We start from the raw sequence: 23,746 nt of genomic DNA on the forward strand, positions 1-23,746 counted from the left end.
TTATTATTACAATAACTAAAAAAGTTATGCTTATTAAAAATCTATTTAAGTCATATTATATGAAAGTTTATTTTTTTATTAGTGGGTGATGGTTATGGAAATAAATAAAATAAAATTAAAAAGCTTCAGATGTTTTGGCCCTACGGAAACGGTTATTAGATTAAATGATTTAACGGCATTTATTGGGACAAACAGTAGCGGGAAAACAGCTGTACTTCAATCATTATTAAAACTGTTTGGAACTAACACAAAAGATAGAGAAATAGTAAAGAGTGATTTTCATATACCCAAAGGGATATCCCCTGAAGAAGTAAATACTAATAGTTTATCCATAGAGGCTATATTGGAATTTCCTGAATTGCTAGAGGATACTGATAAAAGTATTGCAGTTCCAGTATTCTTTAATAGAATGGTTATAAAAGAACCTGGCGTAACTCCTTACGTAAGAATTAGATTAGAATCAGATTGGATGATAGGAAGTACTCCTGAAGGAGACATAGAAACTAATTTATGGTATATATTTTTACCTGAAGATAGTAATGAAGAAGAACAGGAAGGCGTTAATAAAATCAAGGTTCCAAGTCAAGAACGCTCAAGTATCCAAGTTATTTATGTGCCGGCAGTTAGGGAGCCTTCTGTCCAGTTAAAAAATGCAGCTGGTACAATATTATGGCGTATAATGAGAATGATAAAATGGCCTGAAGATATTGATTTGAAATTAAAAGATAAAGTAGATGAAGTGGATGTATTATTTGATGATCAGCCTGCTGTTAAATACATAAAAAAGGTAATTAACAAGGAATGGAAAAACTATCACAGGGATATTCGATATACAGAAGCAAACATTAAGTTTAATAGTGCCGAACTTGAAGACATATTAAAAAAGATGGAAATTGAATTTCTGCCAAGTGTAACAAATAAAGGCTATAAAATAGATTCTCTTGGAGACGGGTTGAGATCTTTATTCTATTTATCACTGGTAAATTCTTTGTTAGAGATAGAAAAAAAGGCCAGTGAAGATACAGATAGACATGAGTTTAATAACACAACATCAGCTGCATTAACAGTACTTGCAGTAGAAGAGCCTGAAAATCATGTTTCGCCGCATCTACTTGGCAGGATAATTAACAACTTAAATTCAATTGCTGAAAAAGCTAATGCTCAGATTTTAATTACTTCCCATACTCCAGCTATAATAAAAAGAATTGCCCCTGAATCAATACGCCATTTAAGAATCAGTAAGGAACAATTCTCTACAGTATTAAATGAGATTAAACTACCTGAGAAAACTGATGAAGCATATAAGTATATTAAAGAAGCAGTGAGAGCATATCCAGAGCTTTATTTTGCAAGATTAGTTATTCTCGGTGAGGGTGACAGTGAAGAAATTGTTATTCCTAAGCTGTTGGAGTTGCTTGGACCTAAAATAGATAATAGTGGAATCTCAATTGTTCCTCTTGGAGGCAGGCATGTTAATCACTTTTGGAAGTTGTTGAGCTCTTTAAAAATTCCATATATTACATTGCTTGATTTAGACACTGAGAGAGAAGGAGGGGCATGGGGTAGAATAAAATATGCTATAAAACAGCTTCTTAAAAATGGACATAACAAATATGAGCTTCTTTTGTTAAGAGATAATACTATATTGGATGATGACAGTCTTGAAAAAATGCATACATGGGAACTTGATTCAGAAAGATTAAATTCTTGGATTGTACGCTTAAATAAGTATAATGTATTTTTTTCTTCACCATTAGATATTGATTTTATGATGTTAGAAACATTTCCAGATGAATATAAACAAACTGCTCCTAAAAATGGAGGACCACGAATTCCTGACAAGTTAACCAATTTAGGTGAGTTTAATAAAAAAGTAGAAAGTGCGGTAAGAGCAACTTTAAAGGATTATGGTGGAGATGGCAAAAGCTACAGTGAGGAACAAAGGGAACTAATGATATGGTACAACTATCTTTTCTTGCAGCGTCAAAAGCCAAGTACGCACATAATGGCATTATCTAATATAGATAATAAGAAATTAAAGGATAACATGCCAGAACCATTAAAAAAATTAGTAGTAGCCATCTATAGCAATTTAAAAGATGATCCATTTTCTGAATTAGGAGTAGGTGACGTTAATTTATGATAAGATATACTAATTGTGATAAATGGTTTCCATCAGATGGAATTGAGTTAGAAGATGCCGCGTATGATTCTGTGAAAACAGATACTAATTGTATTGTAATAGCAGGTCCTGGAGCAGGTAAAACAGAGCTGCTTGCACAAAAGGCATGTTATTTACTGCAGACTAATAAATGTCCAAATCCACAGAAAATATTAGCAATAAGCTTTAAAAAAGACGCAGCTAGGAATTTGGCTGAACGTGTAGAAAAAAGATGTGGAAAAGATCTGGCTAAAAGATTTGTATCAAGGACTTACGATTCTTTTGCTAAGCATTTAGTGGATCATTTTAGGATGAGTATACCAGAAAATTATAGACCACCAGCAGAATATAATATTGCATCACATGATGATATTGAACGCTTGATTAGACAATATGATCTACCTTCTGATATAGAGAATGTTTATGGAATTCATGAAGTAAGTACAGCAGAGTTTATTAGATTCTATCTTACCCAAAATATGCTTCCTATAAGCAAAGATTATAATAATATAAATGAATGGCTAATTGGGAAGGTATGGCATTCTCTTATAAATGGAGAAAGCTGGTTGACGCCATCGTTAACATTTCCAATGATATCAAGGCTTGCTGAATATTTATTGAGGTTCAATCCAAGTATTAGAAAAGCTTTAAGGATGACTTACAAATATGTTTTTCTTGATGAGTTTCAAGATACTACTGAGGTACAATATGATTTGGTTAAGACAGCTTTTTTAGGTTCTAATTCCATATTAACTGCTGTAGGCGATGATAAATAACGTATTATGAAATGGGCCGGTGCAATGGAAGATATATTTAATACATATAAGAAGGACTTTACATCAGTACAAAAAGAACTAATTATGAACCATAGATCAGCACCAAGATTAGTAGCCATTCAAAAGGTTATATCACATGCTATTAATGGCAGAGTAACAGATATAAAAACTAATAAAAAGTGGAATAGAGAAGATGGTATATGTGAAAATTGGATATTTGATGATGAGAAAGAAGAAGCGGAAATAGTCTGTGAGTCTATAAAAACTTGGCTTGAGGAAGAGGATATTTCTCCAAGGGATATATGTATTATTGCAAAACAAAATGTTGATGCTTATAGTAAACTTATTGTAGAAGGGTTAAAACTCAATAATATAAAAGCGAGAAACGAAGCCAATTTACAGGATTTATTGTCTGATGAGGTTGCTCAAGCAATTTTAAATATAATAATTCTATCTAATGACAAACAAGCTCCTGTACAATGGGTTGAAGTTGTGGAATTATTCAAAATGTTAAAAGGATATGATGATGATTCAAAAGAAGAGAAGATTATAGATTTAGAAATGGAGCTTACTAAATTTTTGGTGGAGTTAAAATCTTCCTTTGAAACTACAGTTAATAAAGAGCAGTTAAAAGAGATAATAAATAGAATTATTAAGTATTTAGGTGAAAGTATTATAAGTGGCATTTTTCCTCAGTATAAAAATTTTACCAATCTTTATAAATTAATAGATGATTTAACATCAAATCTTTGGAAAGAATATAGTGAGGTTATGGATTGGACTCAGGCAGTAATGGAGTTAAAGGGAGTTAACTCTATTCCTATAATGACAATACATAAGAGCAAAGGTCTTGAATATGATACAGTTATTTTTGTAGGTCTTGAAGATGGGGCATTTTGGAGTTTTAGACAGCAGCAGCAAGAGGATATGTGTGCTTTTTTTGTGGCACTGTCCAGAGCAAAAAGAAGAGCAATCTTCACTTTTAGTAATTTGAGAACTGACAGATTCAATAGAACGAGAACTCAGAGCAGAGCTCAGATACGGACGTTTTATGAGTTATTACGTGAATCCCAGGTAGTGGATGAAGTAGCATTTACTGAAACGTAAAAGTTTTATAAATAGACTAATAGAAATTATAAATATTTAAAAATGCCATGTTTTAGCATGCACTATTAAAGAAGGTAAGGTCTAATTAATATTTATTAAAATCATATGTTTTAGATCACTTAAAAGTAATTTTTAATTAATCAGATTTTTAAGTAAAAACATACTTTTATGAGAGTAAGGTGAAAGAGAAAAGTGGAAGAAGATAAAAGAACTATAATATCCCATAGCTACATATTACCAGATAATTTAAGAGGTAGGAGTATTAATGCAAAGATAATACCAACAGTATGTAATTTAGAGAATATGCTTAAAAAACTTTTACAAATCAATGGGGATTTTGCTCAGCTCAAACAGTGGGAGAAGAGAAGTTATAAAGCATACCGAATAGAAGATATAAGAAACAGGATAATGACTTCTCCACATTATTCATGGAAGGATATTATAAGAGAGCATATTTTATCAAGAAGACCGTCTGATTTTGGTGCAAGTGTGATTGATATATATTTAGTTGCATATGTAGCAGAAACTTTCGGAGTTGGTAAGGAAGAATTTTTTAAATACGTTAAAAATGCGGGTATTTCTGAAAATGGTAATTCTGCACAAGCTATATGGCAAGTAGGAAAAGGCGATGGAGTATTTCTTGAAATCCTTAATGATAACGGACAGGTAAGTGACTGGAGTTTTATGATTAAGTGGGTTGAAGGAAAATAAGAGTTGATGTTGGCGCTGAAGAATAATAGTTATAGTTGAGTTATTATATGTATTTTATAATAATTTATAGTAATTTATAATATTTTATTGTAAAAAAACGCGTTAAGGTGTATATTATATATAAGAAGAGGTAATAATTCATGTTAGAACAATTAGCTGAAAAGATGATCCGCAAAAGAGTCAGTGAGGGAGATTTTGATTTTACTAATCATGCTATTGAAAGAATGTCAGAACGTGAAATCGATATTGACAAAGTGTTGGAATGCATTATAAAAGGGAAGACTATAGAGTTTCAAACTGATAAGAGAACAAATGATATTAAAGTTTTATTTCAGGAGGCAACGGATAAAAGTCCAGAAGTATATACAGTTGTTGCAGCCTTAGAGACTCCTTTAATTATTACTGTATGCAAGACAAAAGATGAGGCTTGGGAGTGTATTGATAATGTCCTGAAGAGAAGGGGGAAATATTAATTATGAGTAAGAAATGTTATATCTGTAACAGTGAGATGGAGAAAAAGACCACATCGATAAATACTGGATGGGGATCTTATAAGTTAACTGTAGATGGTGTTAACGCATATGTATGTCCGCAATGTGGTGAGGTTACAATCGAAGGTAAAGATGCTATTATGCTGCAAAAGTTAAGTAAAAGCTTAGTTAATGTGGATGAAGAGCAAAAACCTGATATCTTAAATTTAACTGAAGTAGCAGATCTACTAAGAGTTAGCAACCAAACAATATACAATATGATAAGAGATGGCAGACTAAAAGCCCATAAATTCGGAAGGGAATGGAGATTTCTGAGAAAAGATATAGAATCATTTATGGGTGGAGAAGAAGCATATGGCATTGCAGCAAGAGGTAAAACAGGGGAGTTAAATGAAAAAGATGCTGAGATAATATCTAAATATCTATAGCTTAAGAATGTATTTATATGAAAATAGTCCTGAGCTTTATGCTCAGGATATTCTTTCATCATTAAATTTAACTCCTCCTGTAGATATTTTTAAAGTATGTGAAGCCTATGATTTAAAGGTCAATTATGAAAATATAAGTTCTGCCGAAGCTCTCTTGATTGTATCTCAAGGAAAAAAGAACATAATAATAAATGACAGAAAGATTTTATATATACCAAGACAGAGATTTTCTATAGCTCATGAAGTAGGTCATTTTTTTATTCCTTGGCATAGTAGGAATATGTGTACTTGTACTAATATTGGAGATTTTAGTTCTGATAATTTAGAAGAAAATCAAGCGGATGTTTTTGCATCAGAACTACTAATACCAACAGATAAATTACTATCTAAAATTTCGGGGAAAGCAATTTCAATGGAATTAATAAAGGAATTAGCTCAGGAATTTAATGTGTCATTAGGAGCTATGACAAGAAAGGTAATATCAAATAGTGATGAGAAGATTATAGCTTTGATATATTACAGTAATGGAAGAAAGATAGTTCAAGCAAAGTCATCAAGTTTTGATTTGAATTTAAAGCCAGGTATTATAAGAGGTTCAGCAGCGAAAGAACTTCTACATAACAGATACAGTAATGAAACAGTAAAAAGAATTTTAAGTTGTGATGTATGGCTACAGGAGAATAGCCATGATTTTGAAATAGTAGAGGAATCATTATATCAACCTAATTTTAGTAGGGTATTTACACTGCTAAGAGTTGCTAATGATGCTGATTATATGGATGCATTTTTTGATATGTGATAGATTAATTTCAAATAAACTTAGCAATAGTTATTCAATTATATGTAATTTGACCACGTTAGACAATAATCAATGACGTGGTTTTTATATATAAGTTTTTAATACATATTATGGTTAAAGTGGGAGGAAACAATGGGGAAACAATTAAATAGATTAGGATTTAAAATAACTAGCCAATTTTTAGAAAAGAATAGTTTTAAGAAATTTATATGCAATGAAGAATTAGTTCCATTAATAAGCTTAATTAAATCGTTCTCTAAGGAAGTATTGAAAGAAGAATGGCGTGCAAATAATGTACTAAAACTACCATATATTTTAAATGCTATAAATCCAGCATATATGGCTTTAAAGGAAACTGATTATGATAAAGAGGTTATAGAATTCTATTGCCATGAATCCCTAGAGGAAGAAGAGGAAAATAAAACAATATACTTATTAGCTAATAATATTGAAGAGTTTTTAGAAAAGTATAAAGCAGATCTTTTAAATTATAATGGTGAAATTAACATTAAGGATATAAGAATTGAACCAAAATATGCAGGTACAGTTGATTATAAAGTTTTATTAGAAAATTTGACTTTGGTAAAGATGCTGTTTATAAAAGCTTTAGATAGAAAGTCTATTTATATAGGTACAAGTGAAGATGAAAAATATTTAAAAGATGGCAGTAAGATACAGTTCTTTCCATCCTATAGCAGACAAATTGGACATTTGCTTATATCCGAAATTATAGACATTGATTTGAATGGTAAAAATGAGAAAATGGCTTTTTATATTATTCCTAATATAGAAATTGAAGATGGTGATATATACATATATCCTATGATAGGTGTAAAAAGAGTAGTAACTTATAATAAAGTTAATGCACTAAAGGATGGGACAGCTAAATCCTATTCTACACTGATTTTTGATGGAAGTATATATTATTCTCCTAGAGTAAAGTACGGTGAAAAGAAAGGCACATCAAGCAAAGAAGTACAACTAGTATCAGAGGATTGGAAGCTATATGAGTATATTAAAAAATATAAGGGGATTTCATTTGATGATGTAAAAACACATATAGAGTCTGAGGATAAAGAAGACATATATTTAATTTATAGTACTAAAATGGGAGGAAAAAATAAATTAAATCCTGGAGTACCTGGCTCAGATAAATTGGATATTTACAACTATATACTTGAAAATATTGAAGGATTAGAACCGCTTCCAGTAGTTGATGAATTAAAAGTAGGGAGACAAGGAGCTGGAGCATTAAACAATAGTGATAAAATTATACTTTCAAATACAATTTATAGAAGCCCAAAGACGGATATAGACTTATTGATAATACAACCTTCTGAATCAATGTTATATGAATATACTGAGGATGTTATAGAGAGTGGAAAGTTAATACAGGATAATGCAGGAATGACTATTAATGCTAATGGATCATATTCTCTAGAGTTGTCAGATGGTAAAATTGTTAACCTACAAATAAGAAAAGTGGTATCAACAAAGGGAATTGAAATAAAAAGTGATAATGAAACTGCAGATATAAGGGCAGAAAAGCTATTAGAGGATATAGGTTACCTTGATGAAACAAAACTTACGTTAGCATTTATTGATTTAGAAAACATGGGCAAATTAGATGCTAAAAAAATTATAAGAAATGCACTAGACAGTAGAGGAATCATAAATCAATTTATTAATGGAAATGAAGGAATCAATGATAATAAGATATGCAGTTCTTTAAGAGACTTGTTTAATGATATTGGATTTGGAAATGCTAATCAAACTATATTGGAAAATGAAGTAATATATACACTTCACAAAGCTGATAAAATAAATTTTATTTGTAGATTAGACAACAATAACATAGAAGTGAAAATACCAGCAATAACTAATGAATATATGCATATTACTGATATTTATAAATATCTACCCAATTTAAATTCTAGATTACAAGAAGTGGGACAAGTTGATGATATTGCAGTTAATTGCTTACTTAAAGATATAAAAGATGAATCACGAGAAGTTTTAGTAATATTAGAGGGTGGAGAAACACAATATAACTCTGTATTACATTATTTGAATCAAAATATAATTGAAGAAATAAAGCAGAATTGTAGGGATCTAATAACAACAGATTTATTAGGACATCAAGAAATAGTGCAAACTAATGAAGGAAAAATTACTTTAGGGACAGGCGTTTATAAAGTAAAGGAAGGAACTTATATTTCTATTGGAGATAAAGGGCAGTGCCAGGTTACAGTAGAGGCATCAAAAATAAGAAGATGGACCAACTCACATAATAAGGTTTCTATTGGAGCAAAAATTCAATATCAAGATAGAATTGCTTACAAGATAATAACGCATAATGACAAGGAAAATCAGAATTTATGCAACTTAGTACACAAGTTAAGACTATCATTAACAAGACACTCCCATCTAAATAGATGTATTACAACAGATTATATATTAGGATTAGAGAAAAATATTAAAGATAATCCGTATACTAATCCAGAAGATACTAATGTATAAGGGGTGAAATAAGTGGATTTAAAAAAGATTAGGCACGAAGATCTTTTAAAAATAATAAACCATATTAAAAACGATAAAACAGGAATTGATGAGTACAAGGATTTAAATTATTACTATAAATTAATGTACAAATATTTGCCGAGTAAAGATATAGTTGATTTTATAAACAATCTAATAAACATTCCCGTTTGTGAATATGTTGATAAGATTGATAAAGATATTTCATTACTAGATTCAGATGGAACTTTAAATTCCTATTGGGATGAATGGCACATAAGGCTTACAAGCCAAGGACGTCAGGATGATATAAGGTTTGAAAAATTTAGACAGAAGTGTTTTGAATTGTGGAATATAGACAAGCAGGCAGCTGAAGAACTTTACAGGATAACGCGTACGTATATTATTGAAAATCCAATTATTGAAAGCGCTGATGAAATAAAATATATTTTTATAAATTCAAAGAAATCAATACCGGTTTTATATAGAAACCTTGCCATCGAATATGTAAGAGATTGTTACGATATATTAAAGATTAAGAAAGAGTTTAAAGTGTGCAGCTGTTGTGGTTATGTAAAGAATATAGATTCTGATATGGTAATCCATAGACTGTGCAATCCTAAATACGAAGATAACATATTTAATAGAGGTACTTTAATAGTAAAGCCTGAGATTTTCTACTCAATAATTAATCCAGGAAGATTTGAATACGAGGTTTTCAATGCTCTTTTGAAATCAGGATTTGACGCTACTATATTTCCCGAAATAGAAAAAGATGGAGATATACTAGTTAATATATATGGCAAACAAATATATTTAGATATGAAAGCCTACAATTATGCTGAAAATTTATATAGTGAATTGACTAATAATAAGACTTTAAAAGATAAATATCGTAATAGATGGATTGTAGTTCCTGATTTGTATTATAAGGAACAGATGGAGTTCATAGGGCATTTGTTAAGAGCTGGTGGTAGTAGATTATATAATATTGAAGATTTATTAAATAAATTAAAAAGAGTTGCAGGGGAAGGTAAGAATTTATGTTAAGAATGAACTTTACTCGACTATGCAGTAAAAAGTATGAAGATGAGTATGAAAATGCATTTGGAGATATAGTAAAACATCCTATGAAGCTAAGTGGCAAAAACAGGCAACAAGATACTAAGATAAAGCTGTTTTTATATTCTGAATTATTAATGTTTACAGCATACAAGGTATACGAAAGGCCTTTTACTATAGATGAGATGTTAGTATTATTTTCAGGAGTTCATTGCAATTTTATAGATATAGATATTAAAAAAGATAGATTTATAATACAAGCACATACTTTTTTAGCTAGCCATGAAGATGAATGGAATAAGCGAGCACTGCTAACACATTTCTATTTTATTCAGAAGGATCATAATACAAAGATAATACAAATGTTTAAAGCAGATCAAGATTTATTAAAGAACAAGGAAGCTAAAATTTATTTTAATGATAGTTTTTCTGGTTTTAAAGATAGATTAGAAAAATATAATGCTGTTCTTACTGATCCACAATATATAAGACTTATCCCTATGGAAGGAGATAATGAGGAGCATATTTTAACAGAGTACTTAGAATGCAGAATAAAAGAAAAGAAATCTTATGATGTTTATGAGAAAGTTAAACAAAGCTTGAAATCAATAAACAATGACTTTGTTAATTCTATGGGTAAGCACTATCCTGATAATTACAAATTAATAGGATTAAAAGAAGTGAATAAGCCATTACCACATTTATTGCATATAGCAGGCAAAACAGGTGATGGTAAATCTGTTCTATTTGATATTTATATTAAGAAATTGGTTTCACAAGGATTGAAGGTTCTATATGTAACAGACACACATGCTCCAAATAGTATAAATACTAAACTAAAGCTAGATGATTTGGGTCTAGATACTACAATTATAATGGGAAAAGAAAGAAGCAAGCACATTAACAAATTCATTAGTACACAGGAAGGAAAGTCTATACCTGAACTGATAATGAAATATCCAGACTTATTTTCAAATATAGATTACACCTGTTATAACATTGAATATTTGGAATGTAAGAGTTGTGAGAAGAAAGAACAATGTGGCTTTTATAATATGTACAAGAGATTACCAAAGACACAAGTAGTTATAACCACACCGTTTAACCTGATAGATTCAATAGCGGCTGCAAAAGTAGATAAGTATCGAAGAAGCATGTATGAGATTTTAAGCATTTGGGCTGATGTAATATTATTTGATGAAGCTGACAAGCTACAGACAATAGGTGATGATAGATTGATTTCTTCAACAGAAGTATATTCATTAGATACTATAGAAAGAAGCAATAAGCAACACTTAGAAGGATTTTTAAAAATTCTTTATAATGCAATAACTAGAAAGAATATTGTAACTGATGATTATGTAAGAAGATTTAAGACTATTGTAAATAACTATGATAGAGAGATAGATTTATTACATATGTTATTTTTGGCTGATGAGGGAAGCGGATTAGTACGAAAAGAATATGGAGGTAAAAATTTCACTATTAGACAGTTAATTGACGATTGGAGTGAAGAATATATTTCCTCTATTGTAGCTGATAATGGTAGCAAAGAATTAGATATATCGCAGTATAATAATAGATTTTATGCTTTGCTTACTTATAGAATCGATAATATACGTTCAAAATATATAAATTATTTATTAACCATATATGAAGATAGTGATATAGAAATAGATAGTACTTTTAATGAGATTTTTGACAGGTATAGAAAAGAAGTAAGTAATTTGGAGCTATCAGAAGAAGAATTAAATAATTTAATTGATGGTAATGACATAGATACCGGTAAAATAAAAGTTAATTTTAAGAAAAAGAGAAAAGTAGGAACGGCCAAAAGAAATGAAATGCTTACATTTATATTATTATTAAGCTCGATAGACAACTACCTAAATAGGATATATGATCTAATAAAACCAGTTTTAGATAGTTTGGCAAACGATCATAATTATATAAGTATTTCAACAAATGCACAGAACCATCTGTTGGCGCCTAAAGCTTTAATAAGAGATGCTGATGGTTTTAGAATAAATATTGATAAAAATGGTACTAAGTTAATTAAAAATAGTTATAGCGGGATAGGCAGGGAGATTTTATTTGAGAATCCTAGGGCGGTAGCTAGAATTTATAATTTTCAACAACCATTTACAATATTAACATCAGCTACTTCAGCTGGAACAGAATCATCTAAGTATAACTTAAAATATCCAGTAACTCATCTCTTAAAAAGAGAGGGAAGTGATTATAGAAAAGTAAATGTCAAGTGTCATATATTTTATAAAGGTGATACACCAATCTCTGTATCAGGAGTTGAAATAGATAATCAGATCAATGCTTTGAAAAATCTAACTCAAGAGATTAATAAAAACTTAATTGCAAAAAGATCTAAAGATATAGATACTGGTATACTGATATCCACTTCTTCGTATGCTAATGCAAAAGCTATTGGAGAAGAGTTGATAAAAGTAGGACATAATGCAAAGATACTTTATCATGAGCTCATGGGTGACTACGATCCTAATATTCATATAACAAAGCTGGATATAGAAAAGAGGGCCTGTGAAGCTGACATATTTATTGCAGTAAATATAATAATAGAGCGTGGATTTAATGTAGTAAATGACAAAGGCGAATCATATTTCAGAGACATTATAATTATGAACAGGGCTTTGCCTTCACCAAATGATATTTTAGAATCAACAAGTTATTTTCATAAGGAGTTAAATAAATCATCTATTGGATCATCATATAGAGAGATTAAAAGAAACATGTATAAGCTGCACAAGGAGTTAAGACATTTTAAGGGGTTTAGAAGAGCTCCTCAATATATAAAAGACTCTATAGCGGGAAATACATTAGTTCAGCTGAAGCAATTATCAGGAAGAGGCCAAAGAGGGGGCACTAACGTTACTGTTCACATTGTAGATGCTTCATTTTATCCATTGACAGCAGAACAAAGTATTAAAGAAGATATAACAAAAATAATAGATGATAAAAACACTTCACTATTCATAGCATGGCAAGAAATGCTTAATAGAGGTGATGAATTAGCAAATCATTTGTATAATGATTTGAAGGATGGGTTTAATAACTACGAGTTAATATTGCATAGATAGAAATGAGAAATTGAAATAAGGTGAATATATAAGAAGATTATTATGTTATACTCTTATGTATAAGCGTCTATAATACTTAAATGAAAACCCAAGCTTTGAGATAAATGAAGCTCTATAACCTTTTAAATTTATAAAAGAAGCTGGGCGTTTTATTATGATAATGAACATGTTATTCTTGATCAAACCATAAAATCCTTACTTTATTGAGCTAGCGCTTTAACTAATATATGAGAATAGTAATAGGTAAGGGGGTGTCAAATTTGACACAGGGTATAGCAATATGTAGAAAATAGCTATGAGGCTATAATTTTCAAAAGGATCTTGCAGGTTAAGGAAGAACTAAACAGAAGAAATACAGCTCATAATAGAAGGAAAAAAGAAACTTTAGATGTAGAAATCCATTCTCACTGATTGATTTTTTGATGGGAGTGTGGAGATATATATTGTAGAGTTCATTGGAACAACCGTGGTAAGAAATCTATTATTTTGTGATGTATTATCAAAAGGGTAGAGATTTAGGTGAAGCTGTAAAGAATAAAGAATTATTATAAGTACCAACTTTGGAGAAAGTATCCTCTGGTTGGTGCTTTTTTTATATTTTAAGTCATTATTTTCAACATTTCGTCTGCAGTAATAGTAAAATGTAAAATTTTGTGATACATTTAAATGGTAGAGTTTCCATAAAAGAGGTGACGTTATTTTGGAAAACAATAATACAGAGTTAGTGAGAGAAAAAGTTAAAACAAATATGGCAGATAATTTAGCAATGCTTCGGACAAAGTTAGAATTAACACAAGTACAATTAGCCAATTTAATTGGTGTTTCAAGACATACTATAATGCAAGTGGAAAATAAGAAAGCTAAGTTATCTTGGAATACTTTTTTAAGCTTGCTATTGATCTTTATTAAAAATCCTGATACGGACAAACTTCTTAATATATTAGAGATATATACTGATGAATTAAATTGTGAATTGAAATTAAAATAAGAATTTTTTAAAACCCCATTATGTGTCCATCTTCATATATATAATCATATTAAGATGCCTAGGAGGTGACAGATTGAATTTAGGTATAGATTATAATGGAAATAAGGGTTTTAGATTGCTGAGTATATATGAACGTCTTAACAAAGGGGAAATTATAGAAAAGGCACAACTGGCTGAATATTTTGGAGTTACTCCAAAAACTATTCAAAGAGATATTGACGATCTTCGTGCATATATTGCTGAAGTTCACTTTGCAGAGAGTGAGGTTGCAATAAAATATGATAAAGTAAAAAAGGGCTACTATCTTGTTCGTTTTGAACGGGAGTGGTTGACTAATGATGAAGTAATAGCTTTATGTAAGATTCTTTTGGAGAGTCGAGCTTTCTGTAAAGAAGAATTAAATAGTCTTATCAGTAAGTTATTAACTCAAGTAGTACCTAATGACCGTAAAAAAATTGAAGATATGATAAGAAATGAGCAACATCATTATGTGCCGTTGCAACATGGGAAGCATTTGTTTTCTATACTATGGGAACTGTCACAGCTTATAACAAATAGTGAGTTAACAAGGTTTACATATACAAGACAAGATGGTGGTGTGAATGAGCGTTTAGTTAAACCGGTAGCAATAATGTTTTCTGAATATTATTTTTATCTTATAGCTTACATGGCAGATGGAAGTAAGGACTTTCCTACAGTATTCCGAATTGACAGAATAACAGATTTAAATGGTACAAAGCAGTATTTTAATATTCCATATAAAGATAAGTTTAATGATGGTGGATTTAGGAAAAGGGTTCAATTTATGTATTCGGGTGAACTACGGAGAGTGACTTTTGAGTACAGTGGTCTATCTGTTGAATCCGTGTTAGACAAGTTTCCTACAGCAGAGGTGTTATCTGAGAGGCATGGGAAATACACTATAAAGGTTGAGGTATACGGCGATGGCATCGATATGTGGCTCAGAAGCCAAGGTGACAAAGTAAAAATATTAACTAATGATTTTGAAGCAAAGGAGTATTAAAATGAATAACTGTTACGTTCTTGCTACTGGTTCGGATTTTTATCCGGAACCAGATGATAATATTATGACTAGTATTTTTAAGCAGTATGAAAGCGTTATTATTGAAAGTATAATAACTTCTTTCGGACTAGATTTTCTCGTGAAAGATCGCCATGGTGGAGATGTGGACACTATACACAATGTCCGTCAAATTGGCAAAGACGAGCAAATGACTTACAAGAATCAAGTGAATCAAAAAGCTTATGAAAGCAGGGGGGAGTATAATAGCGCTGACTATCATAAAGGCACTAATTATCAAACAATAAAAAAAGAAGCGAGGGATAACTACCACAAATTTAATAAGCGTGTTGAGGATGCTTATACTGGTGAAGACTTGCATTTTTTAGGGAAAAGTAAAGGCGCTAATCCAAAGATAAATGCAGAATTAGATCATGTCATATCCGCAAAGAGTGTTCATGAAGATAGAGGACGTGTACTTTCAGGACTTGATGGTAAGGATTTAGCTAACTCACGTGAAAATTTACAATTTACAAATAAAAGTTTAAATGCTTCAATGCAAGACATGGAAATTCCGGATTACATTGAAAAGCATCCAGAACTTTCCCCAGAAGTTAAAGCAAAGATGATGAAACATTATAATAAATCAAAGTCGATGTATGAAGCTAAATTGGCAAAAGCATATTACACAAGTCCAAAGTTTGCCAAAGATGTAGCATTTGCAGCGGGTAATGTAAGTGTAAAGATGGGTCTTCGGCAGGCACTTGGCTTTGTATTCATGGAAGTGTGGTTTGCTGTTAAAGATGAGTTTATGAATGTAAAAGACCAATTTGATTTTGGAGAGTTGCTTTCTGCAATCGGTAATGGCATTAAACGAGGTTTTGCAAACGCTAAAGAAAAATATAAAGAAGTGCTCGCTAGGTTTCAAGAAGGTGCAGTTGCAGGAGCACTTTCAAGTCTTACAACAACGCTTTGTAATATCTTTTTCACAACATCAAAAAATGCTATAAAGATAATACGACAAACTTATGCTTCTATTGTTCAGGCAGCAAAGATACTGTTTATTAACCCAGATAATCTACCTTTTGGTGAAAGAATGCGTGCTGTAGTAAAAATTCTTGCTACAGGTGCAAGTGTTGTTGTTGGTAGTATTGTCAGTGAAGCTGTTGGAAAGACTGCTATCGGAGTAATTCCTGTTATAGGAGATATAGTTCAGACATTTTGTGGAACTCTTGTCACTGGTATTATGAGTTGCACAATGCTTTACTTCTTTGATAGGAGTGAGGTTATGAATAAATTAGTTCGTGTACTCAATAATCTACACACTGTAAGTACAGAAGTGAATTATTTTTATCAGCAAGCTGCCTATTTTGAAAAATATGCAGCAGAGCTTATGAAAATTGATATTAAAAAATTTAGTGAAGAAACGGCAATGTACTACTCTCTTGCTCTCAAAATTGAAAATGCGAAAAGTGAAACAGAACTTAATATAATGCTTAAAAGTGCACTAGATGCAATTGGTGTTAAAATTCCGTGGGAAGGTGATTTTGACAGCTTTATGAGCAACAAAAATGCTGTATTGGTATTTGAATAATGTTTATGTGTGATAAATGTGGAGAATGTTGCAGAAATTTGGATAAGTCACCCATTTATGCAGAACTTCACAGTGGAAACGGTGTTTGTAAGCATTTAGATGGGAATCTGTGTAGCATTTATGAAAATCGGCCACTTTTGTGCCGGGTAGATGAGAGTTACGATGCTTTTTTTAAAAATACTATGACTCTTGAAAAGTACTATAAACTTAATTATGAATTTTGTATCAAATTAAAAAATTAACTATAGGGAGATGATATTATGCCATTACCATTAATTTTGGGAATAGGTGCTGCAATTGCGGGTGTTGCAGGTGTTGCAAGCGGTGTCCAAGGTGCTGCAAAGATGAAAGAAGCAAATGATACCATGAAATCTGCAGATTCTCGACACAAAAAAAACATAGCTCATTTTGAACAACAAAGTAAAATCACAAGTACTGATATGGATAATTTAGGTAAGAAGGAACTTGAGATACTTAATAGTTTTGAAAAATTTGCTAAGGTTTTTGAGAAAATTCAAGGTAAACCACAGTTTAAAACATACAATAAAGACGGGGTGAATATTCCTGAATACAATGCAGAAGAACTTAAAAAAGTTTCGGTTGGTGCAGGGATACTGCTCGGAGGTATTGGAGGAGCAGCAGTTGGTACAGCGGGAGGTTTTGCAGCAGCAGGAGCAACAACAGCTGCAGTTATGGCTCTTGGTACAGCTTCAACAGGTACAGCAATTGCATCTCTTAGTGGTGCAGCAGCAACGAATGCAGCTCTAGCAGCAATAGGTGGAGGTGCAATTGCTGCAGGCGGTGGAGGAATAGCACTTGGAACAACAATACTTGGTGCCGCTACATTAGGAGTTGGTCTTCTGGTTGGAGGAGTTATTTTTAACATAACCGGATCTTCACTTTCTGATAAAGCAGATGAAGCATGGTCACAAATGAAAAAAGCAGAAAGAGAAATAGATAAAATATGCTCATACATGAAAGAGTTGAGCAGTACAGCAATAAAATTCGACAAGGCAATTTCAACAGTTAACAGAGTTTATATAAGTCATCTGAATAAACTTACCTATATTGTTGAGGTAAAGAGAAAAACAGATTGGAATACTTTCTCAGATGAAGAAAGGCTTATTACGGAAAACACTGCTTTGCTTGTAAATTTGCTTTTCAATATGGGTAAAGTTCAGCTTGTTTTAGTATCTGGAAATGAAACTGAGCCAAATAGAGTAAATACTGAGGTAGTTAATAAATCAATATCAGATTCAGAAATATTTCTTAGCAAAAGAGGGTTGGCAGGAGAGTTCTAAAAACTTTCTTAAAACTAATATTATATAACTCGTAACTAACGATAACTTGGTTAGCAAGCTCATATTTTATCAAACGGTGTTCAGATAAAAATAAGCAATATAACATAGATATAATAAATTACTTTTACGAGGGGGATTGTGTATGGCAATTGTAACTAAAACAATCGGGGAGCTTAAAGATCATCGTTTTTTCGTCCCATCATATCAGCGTGGATACCGCTGGACAGAACATGAGGTAACTGCACTGCTTGATGACATCAATGAATTTTCTACTGAAGGAGGAAAATGTTACTGTATTCAGCCACTGATTGTTAAGTGTCGTGATGATGGTGCATTTGAAGTAGTTGATGGGCAACAACGCCTTACGACTATGTATATATTTATGAAAATTGCTTCTCAGGAAATTCGTTCAGCAGTTCCCCCATTTGAGTTGGAATACGCTACAAGGAGCGATAGTGCAAATTTCTTAAAATCTTTATCTGATGATAGTCATTTGGACAAAGATGGAAATATTGATTTTTATCATATAGCATCTGCTTATGAAAAAATAGATAATTGGTTTGATAATCAGCCAGACAAGTCTGTTGCTATTCAAGAGTTAAATACAAAAATAAGAAAGAATGTATTTTTTATTTGGTATGAGATACCTTCTGAAAGCGATCCTATAACTTTGTTTACAAAGGTAAACTTAGGGAAAATACCGCTTACGAATGCGGAACTAATAAAAGCTTTGTTACTGAATAAGGACAACTTTAGCATGGATATAAACAAGAGACAAACCGAAATTTCAGTTGCATGGGATAGAATAGAGCAGGGATTGCGAGACGATTCGTTCTGGTATTTCCTTAATGAAAAAGAACAAAGTGGTACAAGAATTGATATGTTATTTGAGTTATTGGCAAAGGAAAAAAATGCTAAGTTATCTAAACCTATATCTACTGATCAAAATTACTTTTCTTTTTTAGTTTTTTTGGAAATGTTAAATTCTGATTCTAACAAAGAGGAATTTGTGAAGGTGTTATGGGGAGAAGTAGAAAAGTTGTACTCTGAATTTCGTGATTGGTATTCTGATTTGAATAAGTACCATATAATAGGCTACCTTATATCATCAGGTGTAAAAATTTCTGAGATATTTGAACTTACACGGGGGAAGCGCAAAAGTGCTGTTATGAAAGGTCTTCTTGAAAAGACGAAAGAGGTAACGGGCAAGTATAATCTGACTGATATTTCTTATGATAACTCAAATGACCGTCGGAAAATTCGCAAGCTACTTCTTCTATTCAACATTGCAACATTGGTTTGTAAAAGCGAAAAGCAGTACCGCTTTCCTTTTGACATATATAAAGGGGAAACAGCTGACAAAATAAAGTGGGACATTGAGCATATTCATGCTACAGCAGATGAAACAGCTGAAGCAGATGACAATATAGGAAACTTAACATTACTTGATGCACAAACAAATCGTAGTTATCAAAATGCACCTTTCATAGAAAAACGAAAAGTTATAATCGAGCGTGAGTCAAAAGGACTTTTTGTGCCTTTATGTACAAAAAACATTTTTCTAAAGGTGTATTCAAAAAATCTAAGTAATATGGATATTTGGGAGACTGAAGACAAGAAGGACTATATTGATGCAATGAATGATACACTTGAATCCTTTTTTAAGGGGAGGTTTTGAAAATGAGTAAAAAAACTATTGACACATTGTTCGAATTACTTGAAGAATATAAAGTGGAAGTACCAGTTGTACAACGTGATTATGCACAAGGAAGAACAGATGACCATGCTAATTTGGTTCGCTTTAATCTTTTAAAAGATATGAAATCAGCAATTATGGGCGAAACACCACCTCTTGATCTGAATTTTGTATATGGCAAGGCAGAAGATGATAAATTTATACCTTTAGATGGACAGCAGCGATTGACAACACTTTTTCTTTTGCATCTTTATGCTTTTTGCAAAGATGAAAATAAAACAAAACTTCTGCACAAGTTAACTTATGAAACTCGCAAGAGTTCACGAGATTTTTTAGAAAAACTGACCGAAAACCGCTTAGTTGTTTTTACGTCTGATCTACCGCCTTCCAAAGAAATCGAAGAATCAGAGTGGTTTGTTTCAGTATGGAAGTATGATCCAACAATACAATCTATACTTATAATGCTTGATGACATAAAGAATGTTTTTTGTGATGTAGAAAACCTTGATCAAAGGCTTACTAATTATGAATATAAACCAGTTGTTTTTAATTTTTTAGAAATGAAAGATTTAGGCATGGAGGATAGTTTATACATTAAACTCAATGCACGAGGAAAGCCTCTTACATCGTTTGAAAACTTCAAAGCACGATTAATTGGCAGACTTCAGAAGCTTCAACTTAATTTCACTGATAAATTTGAGCAATCTTTTGATAGTAAATGGACTGATTTATTTTGGTCAAATTGCAAAGAAAACTTTGACCAGACTTTCTTGATGTTTTTTGGAGTACTTCTTATGAATAAGGAAATTTGCTCAACTGACACCAACTGGTCTAACACGCTTGATTATGAAAAGATTGATGAGGAAATATATAAAACTGCGTTTTATACGCTTAATTTCCTTAGTAATAATCATAAGTGTAAATCAATACAACGCCTTGTTTTCAATGCTTTGGCAGAAAAACGTACTTATCAAGACAGGGTTCTATTCCATGCTTTGACTACATATTTGTATATGGCAAAAGGTATTGATAACGGTTCATTAGCACAATGGGTGAGAATTATCAAAAATTTAACACTGAATTCCACGATTGATAGCTCAATTCTATACAGAAATGCTATTAATGGGGTAAATAAACTTGCAGAGAAATGGGATGATTTACTAAGTTATTTTTCAAAAGATGGGGCAATTACAGGTTTCTCTCAAGAACAAATAACAGAAGAACAACTTAAGGCACGTATAATTAATGATAGCAATGAATTTGCGGAGGAAATTTATAAAGCAGAACAACATCCATATTTTAGTGGCCAAATACGCTCAGCGTTGTATTATGCGAAGAATAGCCAAGGGAAATACGATATGAAAACTTTTGTCCAATACTGGGATAAGATATCTGTATTATTTGATGAATCAAAACCTAAACACGGGCATTTGCTGCGACAAGCATTGCTTACGTATGGGGACTATACTCTACCAGTAGGAGCATACAAAACATTGTGCGTTGATGATCCCAATGAAGGTGCTAGTACACCAAGTATGAAAAAGTTATTTTCTAACCACGGTGAAATTGTTAAGAAATTACTTGATTCAATAAATCTAACTGATGATATTAGAATGCAATTAAAAAGTATTGTAAAAAATGCAAGTGTTCTCGAAAATGATTGGAAATATTGTTTTATCAAATTTTCTAATTCATTCAAGAGGATGAGTACTTCTCATTTACGATTGCGTGAAGTTGATGGTGAATTGATTATGATACCTAATAAATCTTCTAATGGTTATAATTATGAAGTGTTTTTGGAGGCCTTACATCAATTTTTAAAGCACAAAGGATTGGAATCAACATTTGAGGGTTATTTAGGTACTTGGGAAGATCGTTACTTATGTGCCAAGGGAGTATATATACGTTTCAAAAATAAGAAGTTTATTATTAAAGATGAAAAGGGTACTGTTATGTTTGAAACAAAAACGGATTATCCAATTGGTGAGGTAGCAAAATATATAGAAGGCATATCTGATACTAATTAATTGTTTCATTGAAAAAATACTTAACTATTTGGATATATTTCCGAGAAACAAAAAAACTAAAAAAGCTTTATAGAGCTATCCCAGGAACTGAGAAATGTAAAAAATATATATAATACATTACTCATACACTCAAAATAGGTTGTGACATCTATCTAAGCCATATGGAAAGGGAAATATTCAAAGTATAGTGGGAGTCATTAAACTCCCACAAATTTAATTATGCCTATAATCCTCAATAGATTTTGTACATTTCATACGATACGGTTCGCCTCCACCATATAAATCATTGATGCTACTATAAAAGTAATATCAATGATTTTTTATTTTATTGAAATAAATTCATTATAAAAATCGGATTTAGCTTTTAGAAGTTCATCTGAATATCTACCGTTCCTAGGAGTTAGAGATTTATATTTGTTTAATATAAGTTCTGCTCTCTTTCTTTTTGAGTTAATAATTAGAAAAGGATAGATTTCTTTAAGTAATTTAATTGCATCATTATATTTCAGAATATAACTGTAACAATCTTTATGCTTAAAATTATCATAATTTTTCTTTTGCTTAATAACCCCTTTTCCAATAACAGACTTTATCCAATATAGTAATTCATATGTAGTGGAAGCTATAGAAATGCAAGGAGATGGATATTCATTATAATGAAATCTTTGGAGCATAATACTTCCTTCGCCATCAATTATTCCTGCAATATATGCTTTTTCTAAATCAGTCATTAACTTCACCTCAAAAATGTTTTATTATAGTATCTACAAAATTTAGTTAAATAATACTATAATTTAACTAAGAGTAAATTAATCATTATTCCTAACTTTTACTTGACTCAGACTTAATATATACATTAATTGAAAAAAACGTTATCAATTGATATAATGTAGAAGCAATAGTACAATGGAAGGAAGTATTATATGTTCAGTTATAGTCAAATCAAAAGTCTTAATGATTTAGAAATTTCTGTTTATAATTATATTATGGATAATAAAGATAAGGTCAGATATATGAAAATAAGGGAATTAGCAGTTGAATCTCATGTATCAACTACAACTATATTAAATTTCTGCAAGAAAGTAGGTTGTAGTGGTTATTCAGAGTTTAAACTAAAATTTAAATTATTTATAGAAGAAAAAGAAATTAAAAAAGTAAGTGAAGATAATACAGAGATAATTGATTTTTTTAAGAAAACGAATACTGAAGAATATGATGAAAAGATAGAGGAAATAGTAAAAGCTATATTAAAAGCAAAGAGAACAATTTTTATAGGAAGTAGTATGTCAGGAATTGTAGCAAGATATGGGGCACGATATCTATCAAGTGTTGGACAATTTAGTTTATGCATTGATGATCCGTATTACCCGACTACAGGTAAATTTTATGAAAATTCAGTTGTGATAGTATGTTCTGTGTCTGGAGAATCAAAAGATATTATAGGCCATATAAATAGATTTAAAAAAGATAATTGCTGTATTGTTAGTATTACTAACACTGAAAATTGCACTATAGCGAAAATGTCTGATTATAATATCCCATATTACGTGCCATATGTTAAAGTGGGAATATATGATATTACCACTCAAATTCCAATCATTAGTATAATAGAAAGGATTGGAAGGAAACTACAAAATCGTCGAGAAGAATCTATACAAGATGAGTGAATAGCTACCATTAAAAATAAAAGTATTTTACATAGAGCTTTATTAATTTGAAGTTTTTAACTCAAGTTGATAAAGCTTATTTTAATTAGTCTTTTTGTTTGTTAATCACAGTTTTTTAAATATATGAAATGTCAAGAACACATTTCGATTTTAATTGCCAAAAAACATTTTGTTTTTTGGCAATAACAAATTATTAAAAAACAGACATGTTTTTTATAATGGTTTACATAGTGACAGAATTCGCTTTTTCAATTAACATTAAGATACATTCAATAGCTATTCGAAAA

General features: G+C 31.1%; 19 protein-coding genes. 18 read left to right on the plus strand and 1 reads right to left on the minus strand.

From position 1 onward, the window contains the following. Nucleotides 1-94 precede the first annotated feature (94 nt). The 17 genes from COL3_RS02240 (at nucleotide 95) to COL3_RS02320 (ending at nucleotide 21,792) form a co-directional block, all read left to right on the plus strand. Nucleotides 95-2,143, plus strand: a complete 2,049-nt coding sequence (locus tag COL3_RS02240; RefSeq protein WP_035283333.1) for an AAA family ATPase — start codon at nucleotides 95-97, stop codon at nucleotides 2,141-2,143. After that, entirely contained in the window at nucleotides 2,140-2,937 is a 798-nt protein-coding gene (locus COL3_RS02245; RefSeq protein ID WP_008423305.1) for a UvrD-helicase domain-containing protein, read from the plus strand. Before COL3_RS02240 ends, COL3_RS02245 begins: the two co-directional genes overlap by 4 nt. A 6-nt stretch (nucleotides 2,938-2,943) precedes the next feature. Next, nucleotides 2,944-4,044, plus strand: coding sequence for a 3'-5' exonuclease (locus tag COL3_RS02250; RefSeq protein WP_008423307.1), 1,101 nt, complete (start codon nucleotides 2,944-2,946; stop codon nucleotides 4,042-4,044). 192 nt (nucleotides 4,045-4,236) lie between these two features. Next, on the plus strand, nucleotides 4,237-4,755 hold the full coding sequence (locus COL3_RS02255) for a hypothetical protein (protein WP_008423308.1): 519 nt from the start codon (nucleotides 4,237-4,239) through the stop codon (nucleotides 4,753-4,755). A 140-nt stretch (nucleotides 4,756-4,895) separates the two neighbouring features. Further along, nucleotides 4,896-5,228, plus strand: coding sequence for a DUF4258 domain-containing protein (locus COL3_RS02260; protein ID WP_008423309.1), 333 nt, complete (start codon nucleotides 4,896-4,898; stop codon nucleotides 5,226-5,228). A 2-nt stretch (nucleotides 5,229-5,230) separates the two neighbouring features. Further along, nucleotides 5,231-5,674 carry a helix-turn-helix domain-containing protein gene (locus COL3_RS02265; protein ID WP_008423310.1) on the plus strand — a complete coding sequence of 148 codons (444 nt, stop codon included), beginning with the start codon at nucleotides 5,231-5,233 and terminating at the stop codon, nucleotides 5,672-5,674. 7 nt (nucleotides 5,675-5,681) lie between these two features. Further along, nucleotides 5,682-6,473 (plus strand): ImmA/IrrE family metallo-endopeptidase, encoded by a 792-nt coding sequence (locus COL3_RS02270; protein ID WP_008423311.1) that lies wholly within the window; start codon nucleotides 5,682-5,684, stop codon nucleotides 6,471-6,473. A 132-nt stretch (nucleotides 6,474-6,605) separates the two neighbouring features. Further along, a complete protein-coding gene (locus COL3_RS02275) occupies nucleotides 6,606-8,993 on the plus strand; it encodes a hypothetical protein (RefSeq protein ID WP_008423312.1) in 2,388 nt (795 codons plus the stop codon). 12 nt (nucleotides 8,994-9,005) lie between these two features. Further along, a complete protein-coding gene (locus COL3_RS02280) occupies nucleotides 9,006-10,040 on the plus strand; it encodes a hypothetical protein (protein WP_008423313.1) in 1,035 nt (344 codons plus the stop codon). After that, complete coding sequence (locus COL3_RS02285) at nucleotides 10,034-13,165, plus strand: hypothetical protein (RefSeq protein ID WP_008423314.1); 3,132 nt, start codon at nucleotides 10,034-10,036, stop codon at nucleotides 13,163-13,165. Before COL3_RS02280 ends, COL3_RS02285 begins: the two co-directional genes overlap by 7 nt. 700 nt (nucleotides 13,166-13,865) lie before the next feature. Then, entirely contained in the window at nucleotides 13,866-14,153 is a 288-nt protein-coding gene (locus COL3_RS02290; protein WP_008423317.1) for a helix-turn-helix domain-containing protein, read from the plus strand. 73 nt (nucleotides 14,154-14,226) lie between these two features. After that, nucleotides 14,227-15,177, plus strand: a complete 951-nt coding sequence (locus COL3_RS02295) for a WYL domain-containing protein (RefSeq protein ID WP_008423319.1) — start codon at nucleotides 14,227-14,229, stop codon at nucleotides 15,175-15,177. 139 nt (nucleotides 15,178-15,316) lie between these two features. Continuing rightward, nucleotides 15,317-16,768: a hypothetical protein gene (locus COL3_RS02300; protein ID WP_207655431.1), complete on the plus strand. Its 1,452-nt coding sequence runs from the start codon at nucleotides 15,317-15,319 to the stop codon at nucleotides 16,766-16,768. A gap of 5 nt (nucleotides 16,769-16,773) precedes the next feature. Further along, nucleotides 16,774-17,010, plus strand: a complete 237-nt coding sequence (locus COL3_RS02305; protein ID WP_242982090.1) for a YkgJ family cysteine cluster protein — start codon at nucleotides 16,774-16,776, stop codon at nucleotides 17,008-17,010. An 18-nt stretch (nucleotides 17,011-17,028) separates the two neighbouring features. Next, on the plus strand, nucleotides 17,029-18,069 hold the full coding sequence (locus tag COL3_RS02310) for a hypothetical protein (RefSeq protein ID WP_008423325.1): 1,041 nt from the start codon (nucleotides 17,029-17,031) through the stop codon (nucleotides 18,067-18,069). A 142-nt stretch (nucleotides 18,070-18,211) separates the two neighbouring features. Beyond that, on the plus strand, nucleotides 18,212-19,747 hold the full coding sequence (locus COL3_RS02315; RefSeq protein ID WP_008423327.1) for a DUF262 domain-containing protein: 1,536 nt from the start codon (nucleotides 18,212-18,214) through the stop codon (nucleotides 19,745-19,747). A 2-nt stretch (nucleotides 19,748-19,749) separates the two neighbouring features. After that, nucleotides 19,750-21,792, plus strand: coding sequence for a DUF262 domain-containing protein (locus COL3_RS02320; protein WP_008423328.1), 2,043 nt, complete (start codon nucleotides 19,750-19,752; stop codon nucleotides 21,790-21,792). 320 nt (nucleotides 21,793-22,112) lie between these two features. On the opposite strand, the gene COL3_RS02325 is transcribed toward COL3_RS02320, so the two are convergent. Beyond that, nucleotides 22,113-22,523: an LAGLIDADG family homing endonuclease gene (locus tag COL3_RS02325; RefSeq protein WP_008423330.1), complete on the minus strand. Its 411-nt coding sequence runs from the start codon at nucleotides 22,521-22,523 to the stop codon at nucleotides 22,113-22,115. Between the two features lie 192 nt (nucleotides 22,524-22,715). Here COL3_RS02325 and COL3_RS02330 point away from each other — a divergent pair, with 192 nt between their 5' ends. Beyond that, the gene (locus COL3_RS02330; RefSeq protein ID WP_008423332.1) at nucleotides 22,716-23,459 is read left to right on the plus strand and encodes a MurR/RpiR family transcriptional regulator; all 744 of its coding nucleotides are present in this window, start codon (nucleotides 22,716-22,718) and stop codon (nucleotides 23,457-23,459) included. Nucleotides 23,460-23,746 lie beyond the last annotated feature (287 nt).

The organism is Clostridium sp. LS (assembly GCF_002760435.1).
Lineage (GTDB): Bacteria > Bacillota > Clostridia > Clostridiales > Clostridiaceae > Clostridium.